This is a genomic window from Streptomyces yerevanensis (assembly GCF_000716805.1).
Lineage (GTDB): Bacteria > Actinomycetota > Actinomycetes > Streptomycetales > Streptomycetaceae > Streptomyces > Streptomyces flaveus.
In genome coordinates this window covers 16,597-34,183 of record NZ_JNWJ01000072.1, presented here as the reverse complement: position 1 = coordinate 34,183, position 17,587 = coordinate 16,597, and the positions used below count along the sequence as shown (strand labels likewise).

The 17,587-nt window shown below is 70.2% G+C and carries 18 protein-coding genes; 9 read left to right on the top strand and 9 right to left on the bottom strand.

Annotation, left to right across the window (positions count from 1 at the left end; translation table 11 throughout):
* Nucleotides 1-216: helix-turn-helix domain-containing protein (locus OP79_RS42160; protein WP_033328416.1), on the bottom strand; the 216-nt coding region annotated here is incomplete at its 3' end.
* 69 nt (nt 217-285) lie between these two features.
* Here OP79_RS42160 and OP79_RS55595 point away from each other — a divergent pair.
* The 3 genes from OP79_RS55595 (at nt 286) to OP79_RS42150 (ending at nt 4,557) form a co-directional block, all read left to right on the top strand.
* Nucleotides 286-486, top strand: coding sequence for a hypothetical protein (locus OP79_RS55595; RefSeq protein WP_157857450.1), 201 nt, complete (start codon nt 286-288; stop codon nt 484-486).
* 17 nt (nt 487-503) lie between these two features.
* On the top strand, nt 504-719 hold the full coding sequence (locus OP79_RS42155) for a hypothetical protein (protein WP_033328415.1): 216 nt from the start codon (nt 504-506) through the stop codon (nt 717-719).
* A gap of 229 nt (nt 720-948) precedes the next feature.
* Nucleotides 949-4,557 (top strand): family 78 glycoside hydrolase catalytic domain, encoded by a 3,609-nt coding sequence (locus tag OP79_RS42150; RefSeq protein ID WP_245685639.1) that lies wholly within the window; start codon nt 949-951, stop codon nt 4,555-4,557.
* Nucleotides 4,558-4,622: 65 nt separating this feature from the next.
* On the opposite strand, the gene OP79_RS42145 is transcribed toward OP79_RS42150, so the two are convergent.
* Nucleotides 4,623-5,555: an NADP-dependent oxidoreductase gene (locus OP79_RS42145; protein ID WP_033328413.1), complete on the bottom strand. Its 933-nt coding sequence runs from the start codon at nt 5,553-5,555 to the stop codon at nt 4,623-4,625.
* A gap of 91 nt (nt 5,556-5,646) precedes the next feature.
* Here OP79_RS42145 and OP79_RS42140 point away from each other — a divergent pair, with 91 nt between their 5' ends.
* The 6 genes from OP79_RS42140 to OP79_RS42115 all read left to right on the top strand — a co-directional run bounded on the left by OP79_RS42140 (nt 5,647) and on the right by OP79_RS42115 (nt 11,198).
* Nucleotides 5,647-6,180, top strand: a complete 534-nt coding sequence (locus tag OP79_RS42140; protein ID WP_051745450.1) for a MarR family winged helix-turn-helix transcriptional regulator — start codon at nt 5,647-5,649, stop codon at nt 6,178-6,180.
* Between the two features lie 142 nt (nt 6,181-6,322).
* Nucleotides 6,323-7,126, top strand: coding sequence for an IclR family transcriptional regulator (locus tag OP79_RS42135; RefSeq protein ID WP_033328412.1), 804 nt, complete (start codon nt 6,323-6,325; stop codon nt 7,124-7,126).
* A gap of 100 nt (nt 7,127-7,226) precedes the next feature.
* The gene (locus tag OP79_RS42130) at nt 7,227-8,222 is read left to right on the top strand and encodes a PDR/VanB family oxidoreductase (protein WP_033328411.1); all 996 of its coding nucleotides are present in this window, start codon (nt 7,227-7,229) and stop codon (nt 8,220-8,222) included.
* Between the two features lie 31 nt (nt 8,223-8,253).
* A complete protein-coding gene (locus OP79_RS42125) occupies nt 8,254-9,465 on the top strand; it encodes a cytochrome P450 (RefSeq protein ID WP_033328410.1) in 1,212 nt (403 codons plus the stop codon).
* A gap of 18 nt (nt 9,466-9,483) precedes the next feature.
* Complete coding sequence (locus OP79_RS42120; protein WP_033328409.1) at nt 9,484-10,569, top strand: S-(hydroxymethyl)mycothiol dehydrogenase; 1,086 nt, start codon at nt 9,484-9,486, stop codon at nt 10,567-10,569.
* Nucleotides 10,566-11,198 carry an MBL fold metallo-hydrolase gene (locus OP79_RS42115; protein WP_033328408.1) on the top strand — a complete coding sequence of 211 codons (633 nt, stop codon included), beginning with the start codon at nt 10,566-10,568 and terminating at the stop codon, nt 11,196-11,198. Before OP79_RS42120 ends, OP79_RS42115 begins: the two co-directional genes overlap by 4 nt.
* Before the next feature lie 12 nt (nt 11,199-11,210).
* On the opposite strand, the gene OP79_RS42110 is transcribed toward OP79_RS42115, so the two are convergent.
* The 7 genes from OP79_RS42110 to OP79_RS42080 all read right to left on the bottom strand — a co-directional run bounded on the left by OP79_RS42110 (nt 11,211) and on the right by OP79_RS42080 (nt 17,436).
* Nucleotides 11,211-12,059: an alpha/beta fold hydrolase gene (locus tag OP79_RS42110; RefSeq protein ID WP_033328407.1), complete on the bottom strand. Its 849-nt coding sequence runs from the start codon at nt 12,057-12,059 to the stop codon at nt 11,211-11,213.
* Nucleotides 12,060-12,373: 314 nt separating this feature from the next.
* Nucleotides 12,374-12,808, bottom strand: coding sequence for a DoxX family membrane protein (locus OP79_RS42105; protein WP_033328406.1), 435 nt, complete (start codon nt 12,806-12,808; stop codon nt 12,374-12,376).
* The gene (locus OP79_RS42100) at nt 12,801-13,823 is read right to left on the bottom strand and encodes an alpha/beta hydrolase (RefSeq protein WP_245685638.1); all 1,023 of its coding nucleotides are present in this window, start codon (nt 13,821-13,823) and stop codon (nt 12,801-12,803) included. Before OP79_RS42100 ends, OP79_RS42105 begins: the two co-directional genes overlap by 8 nt.
* The gene (locus tag OP79_RS42095) at nt 13,813-14,214 is read right to left on the bottom strand and encodes a metal-sulfur cluster assembly factor (protein WP_033328405.1); all 402 of its coding nucleotides are present in this window, start codon (nt 14,212-14,214) and stop codon (nt 13,813-13,815) included. Before OP79_RS42095 ends, OP79_RS42100 begins: the two co-directional genes overlap by 11 nt.
* Nucleotides 14,214-15,296 (bottom strand): amidohydrolase family protein, encoded by a 1,083-nt coding sequence (locus OP79_RS42090; RefSeq protein ID WP_245685637.1) that lies wholly within the window; start codon nt 15,294-15,296, stop codon nt 14,214-14,216. Before OP79_RS42090 ends, OP79_RS42095 begins: the two co-directional genes overlap by 1 nt.
* 47 nt (nt 15,297-15,343) lie before the next feature.
* Complete coding sequence (locus OP79_RS42085; RefSeq protein ID WP_033328404.1) at nt 15,344-15,766, bottom strand: GlcG/HbpS family heme-binding protein; 423 nt, start codon at nt 15,764-15,766, stop codon at nt 15,344-15,346.
* Nucleotides 15,763-17,436 (bottom strand): GMC family oxidoreductase, encoded by a 1,674-nt coding sequence (locus OP79_RS42080; protein ID WP_033328403.1) that lies wholly within the window; start codon nt 17,434-17,436, stop codon nt 15,763-15,765. Before OP79_RS42080 ends, OP79_RS42085 begins: the two co-directional genes overlap by 4 nt.
* Nucleotides 17,437-17,587 lie beyond the last annotated feature (151 nt).

The following is a 17,587-nucleotide window of genomic DNA, read 5'->3' as shown; positions in this document are numbered from 1 at the left end:
GGCGTGCTGGATGGCCAGCAGGAGTCCTTCCTTGTCGCCGAACCGGCGGTAGATGCTGCCGACCGCCATGCCGGCCCGCTCGGCCACGGCGGCCACGGTGAGCGCGTCCACTCCGCCCTCTTCGAGCAGGGCGTACCCGGCCTGCAGGATGTCCTGTTGCGAACGGCGGCTGCGTTCCTGGAGGGCGGCGGGCCTGCCGGTGGTGGACTCGGTCATTCGCGCAGTTTATCGACCGGGCTCTTGACGTCCACGTTGCCAGCATGTGGATCTCTATTCACATCAAATATGAATCATCCTTCACATGCGGACTTCGGCGTGCACGGTCGAGCCGCGCCCCTCTCTTCCCACCTCACCCCTCGCAACGGCGCGGGGCTGTTCCTGGAGGTGCTTTTTATGGCTCCGCTCTACGACATCGCCGTCGTCGGCTACGGACCGACCGGCCTCACCGCAGCGTCCCCGATCACCTCGCCGACCAGGGCACCCTGAAAAGTTAGGGGCCCCAAGTGGACTCCACCGTCGAGACCGCCATCGACGCGGTGATGGAGAGCCTCCGGGAGGTCAAGGATCAGCGGCTGCGGCAGGGCGTCGGCGATGGCGGATCCGCGTACTTCGGAAGAACATCGGAGCGGCCCGCGTACGACACCTGCTCCGCCTCCTCACCCGCGAGCTCGTGGTCTTCGACGACCGGGCCGACGGGGCCCCGCGGCAGCGCGACCTGACCTCGTCCTTGCCGCAGGACCATTGTGCTTCGAGTGAGCCTGCTCGTAAGCTTTCCACTTGGAAGGTATTGAAACGTTTCAATACCGCAGGGGAGGGACACCCCTGTTCCAGCGCGATGCGCTTACGAAAGGAACCTGAGCCGTGGCCGAGGAGTACAGAAGTGCGTTGAGCCGCCGACACATGCTCGGCATTGTCACGGCTGCGGCAGCAGGGGCTTCGCTCCCGCTCGTGGCCGCGCCGAATGCCGTGGCGGCGAGCACGGCAGCATCGCGCAGGCACGGTTCCGCACCCACGGACCTGCAGGTCAACTCCCGGGTCGAGCCCCTGGGTACGGAGACCGCGCCGGCGTTCAGCTGGGTGCCTCCGGTGGCCCGGCAGACCGCGTACGAGATCCAGGTCGGCACCGGACCGGGCAAGGCGGACGTCTGGCGCAGCGGCAAGGTGGCGAGTTCGAACAGCACCGAGGTGGCCTACGGGGGTGGCGCGCTGCGGTCGGAGCAGGCGTACTTCTGGAGGGTGCGGACCTGGGACGAGAAGGGCGCACCCGGCTCCTGGAGCGAGCCCGAGAGGTGGGAGGCCGGGCTGCTGAAGGGCGAGAAGGACTGGGCGGGCGCACGGTGGATCGGCGGCCGCGAGGCGCAGGACCACGACTGGAAGGACCTGACCGCGACCGTCGTCTTCCGCGGCGGTTCGGACGCCGCCGGTGGGCTGTCCCTGCTGCTGCGCGCCGAACCCATCGGCAAGACCTGGGGTGAGGGCCTCAACTGGACCATCAAGCAGGCAGGCGATGAGATGCAGCTGGTCATGAAGACCAGCCACTACGCCGGCAACACCTGGGTCGACGACGGCACCTCCGAGCCCGACTGGGGCGTCAACCACTACGACCCGCAGAGCGAGACCAACCCCACCACCGCGGGCACCCGCAGCGTCCCGGTCGGCACGGTCACCCTCTCCGCCTCCACCGGGCTGACCAAGGACACCTGGGCCACTCGTGACCACACGGTGGCGGTCGCCGTGAGTGGGCTCACCGTGACCACCACCGTCAACGGCGTCGAGGTCGACAGCCGTACGCTCACCGGCGACCAGATCCGCCGCCACGGAAGCTTCGGCTTCGGCGGCGGCACCTCCGCCACCGTCCGCAGCGTCAAGGTGACCGGCACCGACGCCCGCGACTTCTCCGTCGACCTGACCACCGGCGCCAACCCGTTCGAGGCCGGTACCGGCACTCTCGCCGGACTGACCTTCCCGCCCAAGAACTCGTACATCCCCGCCAGGAACGCCGTACTGCCCATCGCCAACCCGGCCCCGGTGCTGCGCCGCGCGTTCACCCTGCCCCGGGGCCGCCGCATCGCCAAGGCCCGGCTGCACCTGAGCGCCGCCGGCAACGTCACCTTCTCCGTCAACGGTGACCCGATCACCGTCGACGGCAAGCAGGCGAACCGTGGCCGGACCAACGTGCCCCGGCTGCTCACCGACCAGAGCACCTACGACCGCACGGTGCTGTACGACACCTTCGACGTCACCGCGCTGCTGGAGGCCGGTCGGGAGAACGTCGTCGCCGCCGAACTCGGACGCGGCTGGTACGGCGTGACCACACCCCAGGAGTGGTACTGGCAGCTCGCCCCCTACGTCGGCCAGCCCCGCCTGCGCGCGAAACTCGTCGTGACCTACACCGACGGCTCCGCCACCACACTCGTCACCGACAAGGACTGGCTCAGCGCGGACGGGCCCACGACCTTCGACTCCGTCTACTCGGGCGAGAAGTACGACGCCCGGCGCGCGGACCGGCTGGGGGAGTGGCGCTCGCCCGGTTACAGAACCGGCCGCGACTGGCGACCGGCCACCGTCCTTGTCCCGCCTGGCAGTTGCTCAGGTCCCTCACCCAAGTACCACGGCGCGCTCCCCGCCACGACGATCCCCGACGGCTTCAAGCCCGCCGTCCTGCGGGCCCACGAGGCGGAGCCGGTGCTGGTCAACCAGACCTTGCGTCCGGTCTCGATCACCGAGACGGCTCCCGGCTCGGGGACCTGGGTCCTGGACTACGGCCAGATCCTGACGGGCCTGGTCCGCCTCCAGCTCACAGGCATACGCCCCGACAAGGAGGGCCTCACCCTGCGGATCCGCGGAGGCAACCGGATCGTCGGCGGCGACGGCACGGCCGCCTCTCCCCTCTCCGTGGAGGAGGAGAACTTCCAGCACGACGCCAACCTCCAGACGCACTACTACACCCTCAGCAGGCGGTCGACGCAGACCTGGGGACAGCAGTTCAGTCACTTCGGCTTCCGCTACCTGGAAGTGATGAACCTCGAGTCGGTTCTCGGGCGAGCCCCCGACCTGAAGCGTGACGCGGACCTGCTGACCGTCGGCGTCGCCCGCACCGGTTTCGCCCGCACCGGCACCTTCACCACGGACAACGCCCTGCTCAACCGCCTCCAGCGCAACCTGGAGTGGGCCGAGCAGAACAACCTCGTGCAGAAGCCCACCGACACCCCGTCACGGGAGAAGAACGGCTGGACCGGCGACGCCATGGCCAGCTCCGAGTCGGAGTCCCTCACCTGGGACGTCAACGCCGTCTTCACCAACTGGCTGCGCCACTTCCCCGACGCCCAGATCTCCACCGGCCAACTGCCCATGGTCGTCCCCCTGGGAAAGGGGGGATTCGGCTACGACCACACCCCCGGCTGGAACGCCGCGTGGAAGGCGGTGCCGGCCTGGGACTCGGCGTACTTCGTCATGCCGAGGGAGCTGTACACGTACTACGGCAACAGCAGCCTGTTCGCGGAGCTCTACGACCACCAGGACACGCTCCTGAAGTACTACGAGACGCTGTTCACCGCCGAGAACGACTACAAGTTCGAAGCCTCCCTCGGCGCCTACTCCGGCGCCGAGAGCCCCGGCAGCAACGCCGTCATCAGCCTCGCCTTCTACATCCACTTCTGCGACTACATGGACGAGGTGGGCCGCAGGCTCGGCCGCACCGAACGCGCCGCGCGCTACGCGAAGTTGGCGCGCACGCTCCGCAAGGCGTTCATCGCCAACTACTGGGACGCGTCCAAGGGTCACTTCACCCAGGGCAGCATCTCCAGCGAGAACGCCATGGCCATCGCCTTCGACCTGGTCCCCGGATCGGACCTGAAGCCCGACGACCCCCGCCACCTGGCTGGCACAAAGACGCTCGCCGAGAACAAGAAGGCCCTCGCCAAGCTGCTCGCCGACCGCATCATGGCAGCGGACCAGCACATCCAGAACGACATGTACGGCTCGCGCTACGAGTTCGACATCCTCAGCGAGTACGGCTACACGGACATCGCGCTCAAAGCCGTCACGCAGACCGGCCAGCCCGGCTACGTCCACCAGATCGCCAAGGGCGCCACCTCGCTGTGGGAGCAGTGGACCGACCGGCTCTCGGTCAACCACCACTACCGCTCCAACGTGGCCACCTGGTTCTACCAGGGCCTGGCCGGTATCAAGCCGACCTCGACCGCGTACGAGTCGCTGCGCATCCGCCCGTACATCCCCTCGGCCCCGATCAACAGCCGGGTCCCGAAGAACACCGAGGACACCGACCTGGCACCCGCGACCCTCGACCACGTCAGCGCCTCGATCGACACGGTGCGCGGCAAGGTCTCTTCGGAATGGCGCCGCCGCCCGGACGGCAGGATCGACCTCGCGGTCACCATCCCGTACAACACCGAGGCCGAGATCTGGGTCCCCACCCAGGACAAGTCCGTCACCGCGCCCCGGGGTGTCGCCTTCGTCCGTGACGACACTTCTGGCGGTGCGGGCTACAAGGTCTACCGGGCACGGGCGGGGTCGTACCGCTTCAACGCCGGGTGACATGACGACAGAGAGCCCCGGAGAGCCGTCCGTACGGCCACTTCGGGGCTTGCTCTCGGTCTCGGTCAGGGGACCAGGACGATCTTGCCGCGGGTGTGCCGCTGCTCCAGCTCCGCGAAGGCGTCGGTGACGCGGTCGAGCGGGTACGTGGCGGCGATCGGGATCTCGACGGCGCCCGAGGCGACCAGATCGACCAGCTCCACCAGGATCTCGCGTGCGGTCGCGTTGTGGCGGCCGTCGGTCCTGGCGCCGATCTCCGCGGCGCGTTCCATGGCGACGGTCGTCTGGATGCGGTCCGGCTTGACGCCGAGAGCGACCGCGAGGTCGAGGTACTCGGGCCCGTAGAGGTCGATGAACGCGTCGATTCCGTCCGCTCCTGCGGCCTGTTCGAGCCGCTCGCGAAGGCCGGCTCCGTACGGCACAGGGATGACGCCGTGCCCGTCCAGCCACTCGGCGTTGGCCGGTGAGGCGATGCCGAGCACGCGCACTCCCCGGCCGGTGAGCATCTGCACGAGGAACGAACCGACCCCGCCCGCGGCAGCGGACACCGCGACGGTCTCCCCGGGCTGGACGGCGACGGCGCGGACGGCGGCGTAGGCCGTGGCGCCGACCATGTGCAGGGCGCCCGCCGCCTCCCAGCTCACCTGAGGCGGCTTGGCCACCAGCCGGTCCGCCGGGACAGCCAGGTGCGTCGAGTGAGCGCCCGCCGCCGGCGTCCAGCCCAGTACCTCGTCGCCGACGGCGAGTCCGCCGGCCTCGGCACCGACGGCCACGACGACCCCGGCGAGGTCGCTGCCCTGGCCGGAGGGGAAGCCCAGCGGGAACAGATGCCGGGCCACTCCCGAGCGGAGCACCGCGTCGAAAGGGTTGATGGCCGCGGCCCGCACCTCGACGACGACTTCTCCGGGCTCCGGCTCGGGCATCGGGACGTCGGTGACGTACAGCGCGTCACGATCGCCGTACTGGTCGAAACGCACTGCCTGTGCTGTTCGGTTCATGGCTTCTCCGTGATGTGTTTCGATTCAAATTTGAACGCGCCGCTTACGATAGGATGAGAGTTCTAATTTGAACAACATAGAGGGGTGTGGCGTGGGTCATACGCGATGGCTGAACGAGGAGGAGAAGCGTGCCTGGACGGCCTTCACCACCGCGCACGCGCTGCTGCACCGGCGGCTGGAGCAGCAGCTCAAGCGCGATTTCGGCCTGTCCGGCCTGCAGTACGAGATCCTCGCCCGGCTCAGTGGGGCCCCCGACCGGGAGATGCGGATGGCCGAACTGGCCTGCGCCCTGGTCAACTCCAAGAGCGGGCTGACCTATCAGATCGGGCAGATGGAGAAGGCCGGGCTGGTGCGCCGACGCTCCTGCCCGAGTGACGACCGTGCGGTCTTCGCGGTACTCACCGACGATGGCATGGCTCTGCTGGAGCGGGCCGCGCCCAGCCATGTGGACACGGTCAGGGAACTGCTCATCGACGTGCTCACGCCCGAGCAGGTACGGGCGCTCGCCGACGGACTTGGCGAGGCGAGCCGCCGCATGGCCGCCGGACCCGGCGAAGCGAGCCCTCCCGCGGCCGGAGAGACCGCGTGCTCCGGCGCCGAGGCTGTTGCCGACCGCGGCGCGTGAAGCTCACCGCGGCCGTCGCTCACCCCCGGTCGAGCGGCCGGTGCATATCCGTGCAGGCATCGGCCGCTGCGTCCTGCCGCGGACCGAGACCTTGCTGCGCCGCCGGGCTTGACGTGCCGGGAAGGAATCCCATGATGGCGAGGTGAGGACACAGAACGGTGAGTCGGTTCTGGCGAGGGCCGTGCGGATCTTCGAGGCGTTCACGCCGGAGGAGTCGGCCCTGACCGTCTCGGAGATCTCCCGGCGTACGGGGCTGCACGTGGCGACGGCGTCGCGGCTGGTGGCCGAGCTGGTCTCGTACGGGTTCCTGACCCGGGACGTCGACCGCCGGGTTCGTGTCGGCATGCGCCTGTGGGAGCTGGCCACCCGGGCCTCGCCTTCCCTCTCGCTGCGCAACGCGGCCATGCCGTTCATGGAGGGCGTCCACGACGTCGTCGGCCACCACGTGCAGCTCGGCGTGCTGGACGGCGACGAGGTGCTGTTCCTGGAGCGGCTGACGACACCGGGCGCGGTCATCAACTACACCCGCGTCGCGGGCCGTCTTCCCCTGCACGCCTCCTCCAGCGGCCTGGTCCTCCTGGCCCACGGCCCCGCCGACCTGCGGGAGCGGGTGCTCGACGGGCCCCTGCACCGCTACACCCCGGACACTCCCGCCACCGCCGCGCGGCTGCGGGCCGTGCTGGCCGAGGTGCGTCGGCAGGGGTACGTGTACTGCCCGGGATACGTGCACCCGGATGCCCTGGGGGTCGCGGCGCCGGTGCGTGACGCGCGCGGTGACGTGGTGGCCGCGCTGGCGGTGATCGTCCCCAACGAGGCTGGGGCCTCGTCCGTCGTGCCCGTGGTGCGGACGGCGGCACGCGGCGTCTCCCGTGCGCTCGGAGTACCGGACGCCCCGAGGCGGCGAGACCCGGGTGACGCGCGTGACGGCAGTGCAACGGCCGTATGACAGCCGGCAGAAGTTCGTCTCTCACTGATTGAGAATGCCGTCGCAACCGTCCCTCGTCGCCGCGCATCCTGCGTGCAACCCAACGACGGGAGGCGACAACGTGGTCGGAACCAGTGTGGTTGCGGATGCCAAGTCCAGCTTCGACAAAGGGAAGTTGGCGGCGACGCTGACGGTCTCCGCCAAGGAGAACGTCGCCGAGGGCGTCGTATCACTCACTCTCACCCACCCGAGCGGTGCCCGGCTGCCGGACTGGACGCCGGGTTCCCACATCGACTTGGTACTGCCTGAGGGGACGACCCGGCAGTACTCCCTGTGCGGCGACCGATGGGACGCGTACACCTACCGGATCGCGGTGCTGCGGGAGCCCGCGGGCCGGGGAGGATCCGCGTACGTGCACGACCGGCTGCGCCCGGGGGACCGTGTCGGGGTCGGTGGCCCGCGCAACCACTTCCCTCTCGTTCCGTCGGAGAAGTACCTCTTCATCGCGGGCGGCATCGGCATCACCCCGCTGCTGCCCATGGTGCGCCAGGCCGAACTGCTCGGCGCGGACTGGCAGTTGCTGTATGGCGGGCGTACGCGGTCGTCGATGGCCTTTCGTGAGGAGCTGGCGGCGGCGTACGGCAAGCGGGTGCACGTCGTTCCGCAGGACGAGCTGGGCCTCCTGGACCTGGCGGCCTGGCTGGACACACCGCGACCCGACACCAGGGTCTACTGCTGCGGCCCCACCCCGCTGCTCGCCGCCGTCGAAGCGGCCTGCGCCGCCTGGTCGCCGTATGCCCTGCGGGTCGAGCGCTTCACCGCCGGTGCGCAGGCCGCGCCGGTGCGGGACACGCCGTTCGAGGTGGAACTGCGGCGTACGGGACGCACCGTCACCGTCACCCCGGACGTCTCCGTGCTGGAGGCGGTCCGCCGGGCCGGCGCGGACGTGCTGTCCTCCTGCGAGCAGGGCACCTGCGGAACGTGCCTGACGCCCGTACTGGAGGGACAGCCGGACCACCGGGACTCCGTCCTGGCCGACCACGAACGGGCCGCGAACGACTGCATGTTCCCGTGCGTGTCGCGCTCCTGCGGCGACCGCCTCGTCCTCGATCTCTGAGATCTCTTCACCTGCCTCCCAAGGAGCCGCCATGACCGAGGCACTGGAGCGTGCCGTCGTGCCGCCCGTCAGTGACGCCGACCCGTTCGCCCACGACGCCCTCGTGGACCCCGAACCGTTGCACCAGGCCCTGCGCGAGGCCGGTCCGGTCGTATACCTCTCGCGCTACGACGTCCACGCCCTGGCCCGCTACGAGCAGGTGCACGCCGCTCTCGTGGACTGGCAGCACTTCGAGTCGGGTTCGGGCGTGGGCCTGGCCAACTTCCGGCACGAGAAGCCGTGGCGTCCGCCGAGCCTGCTGCTGGAGGCCGACCCGCCCCGGCACGACGCCCCGCGCCGGGTACTGCGCGAGATCCTGGCCCCGCCCGCTCTGCGTCGTCTGCGCGAGGCGTGGCACACGGTGGCCGAAGATCTCGTCGACCAACTCCTCGCCGGGGGAACCGAGTTCGATGGCTTCACCGCGCTCGCGGAGGCGTTCCCGTTGCGCGCCTTCCCGGACGCGGTGGGCCTCGGCCCCGACGGCAGGGAGCACCTCCTGCCGTACGGCAACATGGCCTTCAACGCCTTCGGCCCGCGCAACGACCTCGTCGCGGCGGACGCGCACCGGGTGGCCGAACTGTCGGCATGGGTGAACGCCCAGTGCGAACGGGAGGCGTTGACCGAGGACGGCTTCGGGGCTGCCATCTGGGCCGCCGCCGACCGCGGCGACCTGACGTACGAACAGGCGCCGTTGGTGGTGCGCTCCCTGCTCACCGCCGGCATCGACACCACCGTGCACGGCCTTGCGGCCTGCCTGTACGCCTTCGCCACTCACCCCGAGGAGTGGCAACGGCTGCGGGAGCGGCCGGAGTTGGTGCGGGCCGCGTTCGACGAGGCGGTCCGCTGGCAGTCACCGGTGCAGACCTTCTTCCGTACCGCCACCACCGATGTGACCATCGCCGGCACCCTCATCCCCGCGGACACGAAGATCCTCATGTTCCTCGGCGCGGCCAACCGCGACCCGGACCGCTGGCACGACCCCGACCGCTTCGACCTCACCCGCGACCCCTCCGGCCACGTCGGCTTCGGCATGGGCCTGCACCAGTGCATCGGCCAGCACGTGGCCCGCCTGGAGGCCGAGGCACTGCTGACCGCCCTGGCCCGCCGCGTCGAGCGCATCGAACTCACCGGCACGCCGCACCGCCACCCCAACAACACCCTGCGCGCGTGGGCGTCCCTGCCCGTGCGCGTCCAGCCCGTTTGATCAGGAAGGAATCCAGCAATGTCCCAGCAGGTACGAGGCGTCGTCGCGCGGGCGAAGGGCGAGCCGGTCGGCATCGAGACGATCGTGATCCCCGATCCGGGGCCGGGGGAGGCGGTGGTACGGATCCAGGCGTGCGGGGTGTGTCACACCGACCTCCACTACCGTGAGGGCGGCATCAACGACGAGTTCCCGTTCCTGCTCGGCCACGAGGCGGCCGGAGTCGTGGAGTCGGTCGGCGAGGGCGTGAACGAAGTCGAGCCCGGTGACTTCGTGATCCTCAACTGGCGTGCGGTGTGCGGCCAGTGCCGCGCCTGTCAGCGCGGGCGGCCCTGGTACTGCTTCAACACCCACAACGCGCGGCAGAAGATGACGCTGACCGACGGCACCGAGCTCTCCCCGGCCCTGGGTATCGGTGCCTTCGCGGAGAAGACCCTGGTCGCGGCCGGTCAGTGCACGAAGGTCGACCCGGCCGCGTCACCGGCCGCCGCGGGCCTGCTGGGCTGTGGCGTGATGGCGGGCATCGGTGCGGCGATCAACACCGGTGCGGTCACCCGCGGGGATTCCGTGGCAGTCATCGGCTGCGGTGGCGTGGGCGACGCGGCGGTGGTCGGCTCCCGGCTGGCCGGCGCCGCGAAGATCATCGCGGTGGACATCGACGAACGTAAACTCGCGACCGCCGCGTCACTCGGCGCCACGCACACCGTCAACTCGCGGGAGAAGGACCCGGTGGAGGCCGTACGCGACCTGACCGGCGGCTTCGGCGCCGACGTGGTCATCGAGGCGGTGGGCCGCCCGGAGACGTACAAGCAGGCGTTCTACGCCCGGGACCTGGCGGGCACGGTCGTCCTCGTCGGTGTGCCGACGCCGGAAATGAAGCTGGAACTGCCGCTGCTGGACGTCTTCGGCCGGGGTGGCGCGCTGAAGTCGAGCTGGTACGGCGACTGCCTGCCCTCCCGCGACTTCCCCCTGCTGATCGACCTGTACCTCCAGGGCCGCCTGGACCTCGACGCATTCGTCAGCGAGACGATCGCCCTGGACGGGGTCGAGGACGCCTTTGCCCGGATGCACAAGGGTGACGTGCTGCGCTCGGTGGTCATGCTGTGACGGCTGCCCGTATCGAGCAACTGGTCACGTCCGGCACGTTCAGCCTGGACGGCGGCACCTGGGACGTCGAGAACAACGTGTGGATCGTGGGCGACGACTCCGAGGCGATCGTCATCGACGCCGCGCACGATGCCGACGCCATCAGGGCCGCCGTCGGCGACCGGCGTCTGAAGGCCATCGTGTGCACCCATGGCCACGACGACCACATAGACGCCGCTCCCGCGCTCGCTGACGCGACCGGTGCGCCGATCCTGATCCATCTCGACGACCGCCTGCTGTGGAAGCACACCCACCCGGACCGGAACCCGGACGCCTATCTCTCGGACGTGCGCCGGATCACCGTGGCCGGTACCGAACTGACGGTGCTTCACACCCCTGGCCACACACCTGGAGCGATCTCGCTGCACGCCCCCGACCTGAGCACGGTGTTCACCGGCGACACCCTGTTCGCCGGTGGTCCGGGGGCCACCGGGCGGTCGTACTCCGACTTCCCGACCATCATCCGCTCCATCCGCGACCGTCTGCTGGTGCTGCCCCTGGAAACGGTGGTCCGCACCGGCCACGGCGCGGACACCGTCATCGGCAGCGAGTCCCCGCATCTCCAGGAGTGGATCGACCGGGGCCATTAGCAGTCACCTCGGTCAGCCCAGCTTCGCGACGATGTCAGCCACCTGCCCGGGCATCGACAGGAACGGCGAGTGTGAGGAGTCGAGCGCGACCACGGAGGTCGGGTTGTCCGGGAAGGACGCGTCCGCGTCGCTGATGAACTTCTTCTGCAGGGCCGGGCGGACCGCCATGTCCCGGGCGCAGGTGACGTAGGTGCGGGGCACCGAGCCCCAGCCGTCGCGGGTCAGCGTGGTGGCCCCGAGCGCGATGCCGGCCGGAGCGTCGGGGGTCAGCAGCCCGAGGGCGGCGTCGGCGACGGCCGGATCGACGTCACCGAAGAACGCGTCCCGCAGTTGCTGACGGTAGGCGGGATCGTCGGAGGCGAGGTCGAGCCGCAGGGCGCCGATCGCGGCGGGGTCGGCCCGAAAAGACGGTGCGACCAGTTCGCCGGCGTTCTCCGGCATCTGCACGCAGGCGATGCCAGGCACGTCCGAGGGCGGCATGAAAGCGGTCAGGTACACCGCGTGCGCCACCAGCTCGGGTACCAGTTGCGCCGCCCGCGTCAGCACGGTGCCGCCCATGCTGTGGGCGATCACCGTGACGGGTCCACCCTGGCCGATCTCCCTGATCTGGGAGACGAGCAGGTCGCCGGCCTGGTCGAGGTCCACCTTGGCCACCGGCGACACCTCTGTGGCCACGGCCTCCGGGGCGAACGGGCGTCTGGTGAGGCACTGCGGCCGGCCGGCACGGAGCCCGTGCCCCGCCATGTCCACCGCCACCGCAGGGCGTCCCATGGCCGCGACACGCGCGATGACCTCACTCCAGCACCAGGACCCGTGCCAGTAGCCGTGCACGAAAATCATCGGCGTCGAACCAGCAGACATGATCACTCCTTTGTGACGACCGGCTACCGGCTTCGGTCACCGGCTCCCATGGGCCTCCCAGGCTTGTCCGTGCCTTACGGAGGACTACTGAGGAGGATTGGACCGGATCGGCTCTAGCGCGCTCTACACGAATTCCGCTCGACGGAAGAACCTCTGGTGCTCCTCGCCGTCCCTCGTGAGCGGGTCCGCGCCTTGCCATGCGGCTCGCAGCAGCCGTTGCAGACTGTTGTGGGTCACAGGGCGTGGGTTGTTCGCGGGGACCACTTCCAGGGTCGCGCGTCCGGTGCGGGTCCGTTGGTCACGCTGACGACCGCCTACCTGGTTCGTCGCCCGCCGCTCACGACGACCGCGAGCAGGCCGCCGGCCAGGGCGAGGTTCTTGAGGAAGTCGCCCTGCTGGCGCGCGCGTTGCGGGCCCTCCGGCTGGGTCCAGAACGGGAAGGCGGCGAGCGTCGTGGGCACCAGCGAGCCGGCGAGTGCCGTGGCGGAGGCCGCGGGGGCGATGCCGGCCGCGAGTGCCGCTCCGGCGGTCATGTGCACGGCCGCGTTGGCACGTACCAGCTGGCGGTCCGTGAAGCGGTCCAGGAGCGGCACAGTACGGCGGCACCGCTTCAGGAAGGTCTCCGCCCCCTGCGCGGGGCCCTCCGGATGTTGCCAGACATGGCGGCCTCCGGAGACGAAGACGGCGGCGAGCGCGAGACGGGACAGGGCGCGGCCGATGTCGTCGTAGCGCGGTGGTGTCTCAGGCATGCCATGGATCCGTTCGCAGATGGCGGTCGAAGAAGCGCTCTATCAGCGCGGGGGTCAGCAACACGGAGCCTTCGGCGTCCGGGGCATGGGAGGACCGCACGGTGGCTGTCATGGGGTTCAGTTCCCAGTCGCCGGTGTTGAGAAAGCCGTGGTCGGCGCCGTGGACCAGCAGGAGGTGGGACTCGACGCGCGCGACGATCAGGGCGTCGTGGAGTCGGCGGCTCTGTGCCGGGCCGATGAGGAGGTCGGTGTCGCCGTGCAGCAGGAGGACGGGCGGCACCCGCGGGTGGGCCTGCCGGGCCGGGCTGGCCTCGGCGGCGGTGTCGGCCCGGTCCGCTGGGCTTGCGCCCAGCAGGCCCCAGGCCGGGTCGGACGGGTCCACGCCCAGGACTCCGCCGGGCAGGGCGTCGTCGTTGAGATACAGCAGATCGGTGGGCGGATAGCCCGCCACCACGGCCCGTACGCCGGGCGCTGCGGGGGAGCCGTCGGCATCGGCGGCGAAGGCTGCGAGCAGCGCGAGGTGCGCGCCGGCGGAGCTGCCCCACAGCCCGATCGACGCCGGGTCCAGGCCGTGGGTGTCCGCGATGTCGTGCAGGTGGCGCAACGCGGCGAGGACATCGTGCAGTTGGGCCGGCCAGACAGAAACCTCGGAGGAGCGGTACTCGATGTCCGCCATGGCGTATCCGCGTTCGGCGAAGAGCCGGGGCAACCGGGGTCCGTTGCCGCGTCGTTGCATGCGCCAGCCGCCACCCGCGAGCCATACGATCACTGGTGCCGGGGTCGGCGCGGACTGCGGTAGGTACAGGTCCATCCGCAGTTCCGTACGGCCCTGGGCGCCGGACGGTGCGCTGAAGACGATGTCGCGCACCACGCGGACGTCGGCCGGGTCGATCTTCTCGGGGGGACGCGGCGCCCGGCTGAGCCCTTCCATGAAACGGCCCATGACGGCGGCGTTGTTGGACTGCACAGCCGAGAGGTCGGAGGTGTCCGACTGTGGTGAGACCTCACTGGTCACCGGCTCGCCCCGTCGCGGTCACGGCCAGGAGCGGGAGGCTACGACGCCTTTGCGCGCGGTGCTCGGCGAGCCGCTCTTGGTAGTGCGGGGCGAGCATGTCCGGCGTCCACTCCATGTCGTGGTCCAGAGTGACGTCGACGCCGGTGACACCGGGCAGCCCGGCCAGCCGCTCGCGTGCCTCGTTGGCGAACGAGCCCAGCAGCATGCAGGTGGGGTCGGTGAGCCCGAAGGTCACGCTGACCCGTCGCCCGCCCGCCTCGTCGTCACGGACCTGGATGTCGCTGATCAGCCCCATGTCGTCCATCCCGGCCGGGACACCCGCGGTGATGCTGCACGGGTCGACGATGCCGTTGAGCACCTCCCGGACCCGGTCCTCGGTGACGCCGCTCATCACGCCACCGCCGCCGGTTCGGCCGCGGGCTCGACCCGGCCACCCCACGGCGCCGCAAGCTCGGTGGTGTCGAACTCGTCGCCGGCGATCGTGGCCCGCAGTTTGTCCTCGTCGATGCCGTGCAGCCGAAGGAAGTTGCTGCCGAGGATGTTCTTCTTCGCTTCCATGGTCAGCGGTTCCACGCCGCGTTCCTCGACCAGGTCCTGCGGTGTTTCGAAATCCCAGAACGCCTCGATGAGCGGGCGCGGATGGGCCGCCATGCATCCGGTGCCCCAGAGGATGCGCTGGGCGCCGTTGTGCGTCGCGAGGAAGGCTCCCATCGCCTCGGCGAACCGGCGTGGTGCCGTGCGCACCAGGGCGGAGGTCGCCTCCAGATTGACCACCACGTTCGGGGCGCAGTCCAGCAAGAACGCGGTTTCCTCGACGAACGCCAGCCCGCCGTGCACCACTTCGAAGGTCAGGTCGGGAAACGCCATCGCGGCCCCCTCGATGTCGTCGACTCGCAGTGCGGAGGCCGGCCCGGGCCCCAGCGGGAGTGCCTTGTGGATCGCGACGACCTTCAGGCCGCGTTCCCGGGCCCGCTCGAACACTGGGTAGCACACCTCCGGATCGCTCATGTCCAGCGGCGTGATCCGGCCCTCGACGAGGTCCTGCGGGTAGAGCTTGAGCGCGTTCACCTGGTGCACGTCGACCAGTTCGTCGACGCGGTCCACCGCGCCGGGGCGCAACGGGGCCACCGCGCCGTAGACCAGCACTCGGTTCGGCCAGCGCTCTCGCATCTCCAGGCCGGTGGACAGAGGGGAGCCGCCGTCGTGGAAGAGTCCGTAGATCGGTGTCTCGTGGTAGACGGCGATGTCGGACTGGCTCTCCGCCAGAACCGCCCGCCCGAGAATCTCGGCGGTCGCGCCGTGGTCCAGGTAGAGCGACTTCTCGAGGGCGTAGCCGGGCCCGCCCCACCTCGAGTGCAGTTGGTACATGTGCTCGCCGATCCCGCGGCCCATTGCCGGGTTGACGCAGTTCTCCGGCAGGAAGTTGTAGTCGTGCGCCACACCCTCCACGACCAAGGTGTCTTCGATCATCATTCGCTCCTTCTGCTGTGGTCCCTTGAGTTGGTCTTGTCTTCGCGCGCCTACGCCAGCAGCGCCGCGATGCTCTTCAGTGCCTCCGCCGCGAGGCGGTCGTCGGTGGCACCGTCGGCGCCACCCACCCCGATGCCGCCGATGACCTCGCCGTCGTCCACGGTGACCGGCACCCCGCCCGGTACCGGGAGGAGGTCGGCGTCGACGAGGTGCACGGGTGCGACCGTCATCGCGGGAGACGTGGCGAAGTCGGCGAACGCCGCGGTCGGTATGCCGATGACGGCGGCGGTGTAGGCCTTGCGGCGCGCGGTCTCGACCCCGATGGGGCCGACGCCGTCGTCGCTGAGTAGCACTTTCGTGATGCCACTGCGGTTGACGACCACCACGCAGATGCGCGCCCCCTCGGCCTGGGCGGCCTCCAGCGCGGCCTCGGCCGCACCGTGCGCGATGGCGTAGGTCAGGGGTTCCCTCATCCTGCGCTCCTGTCATGAAGCGGGGTTCCGGTAGCCCCGGAACCGGCCACCGGGACCCCGCGAATCAGGTCCGATGCCTTCTCGGCCACGGCGATGACGGTGGCGTTGATGTTCGCCCCGGGCACGCTCGGCAGCACCGACGCGTCGACGACGCGCAGTCCGTCGATGCCGCGCACCCGCAGCTCGGGGTCGACGACGGAGGTCTCGGAGGTGCCGATGGCGCAGGTGCCGCAGGCGTGGTTCGCGGAGTAGCCGGTCTCGCGCAGATAGCGCTCGAAGTCGTCGTCGGTACGCACGTCAGGGCCCGGAGCGAGCTCCGCCCCGATCATCGGGGCGACCTCGGGACTGCGCAGGATGGCCAGCGTGGTGCGCACCGTCTCGCGCAGGGCGGCGACGTCTTCCGGCTCGGTGAGCAGGTTGAATGTGATGCGCGGAGCCGCGGCCGGGTCGGTGGAACGCAGCCGGACCTCGCCACGACTGCGCGGGGTAGCCACGGCGTTGAGGGCCACGCAGTGGCGGTCCTTCAGCGGGCGTATGCCGGGGAACCAGGGCCGGGCGCCGAAGCCGCCGCCCAGGATGCCGAGGAACCCGTCGGGACGGTCCAGGTCGGGGCGGGTGCGGATGTACGCGGAGAGGAACTCCGGCATCTGCGCCAGCGGACCGTTCCCGGTGACGAGCCAGCGGAGGGCGCCCACCGCGGCGCGGTCGGCACGCAGGTGCTCGTGGAAGGTCACCGGATCCTTGACGTCGAACAGCACGGGGGCCGCCGGGTGATCCTGGAGATTGGAGCCGACGCCGACCAGGTCCGCCACCGGTTCGATGCCGCTTTCGCGCAAGTGATCCGCCGGTCCGATGCCCGAACGCATCAGCAGCTGCGGCGAGTTGTAGACGCCCGCGCAGACCACGACCTCACGGGCGGCCCGGATCGTCCGGCCCTGTCCGCCCTTCACGACCCGGACGCCGGTGGCGCGTCCGCCCTCGACGACGAGCTTGTCCACCAGCACCCCGGTGAGCAGGGTGAGGTTCGGCCGTTGCCGCAGCGCGGGGCGCAGATAGGCGGCAGCGGTGCTGTGCCGCCGTCCGCGGTGGATGGCGTTCTCGATCTGGCCTGCTCCGGTGGGGTCCCCGCTCTGGGTGTCGTCAGGGAACTCGATGCCCAGTGAGCGGGCGGCGCGGTCAAGGCGCCGGCCGAAGGTGCCTCTGCGGACGGCCGTCGACACGGTGACGGGTCCGTATCCGCCGTGGTGCTCGGTGTCCCCGCGCCAACTGCTCTCCGCACGGCGGAAGTAGGGCAGCAGGTCGTCCCAACCCCAGCCCTCCGCACCGGACTTGACCCAGTCGTCGTAGTCGAGACGGTGCGCGCGGACATGGGTCGAGCCGTTGATCGATCCGGTGCCGCCGACCAGCCGTCCACGCGGGACGGGGATGCTTCTGCCGTTCAGGCCCGGCTCGGGCTCCGACTCGTATCCCCAGCTGATCTCCTTGCGTCCCGACAGCAGCCCGACCCCGAGGGGCAGCTGCACGAGCAGGTTGCGGTCCGCGGGCGGGCCGGCCTCGATCAGCAGTACGCGCGTTCCGGCGTCGGCGGACAGGCGTGTGGCGAGGACGCAGCCGGCCGTACCAGCGCCGACGACGACGTAGTCGTACTCGGCGCCGTTCCCGGCGCTCATACGGAAGGTCCAGACATCATCGTCTCCTTCGGCTCTGGAGGAACGCGCGGTGGAGTCGCTGCGGAAAAGCGCGGGGAGGCGGTCGTTCGCGCGGCGCGTTCTGAGGTGTGATCGCGAGGTGGCGGGAAGCCGGAGAGCGGCTCGTCACCTC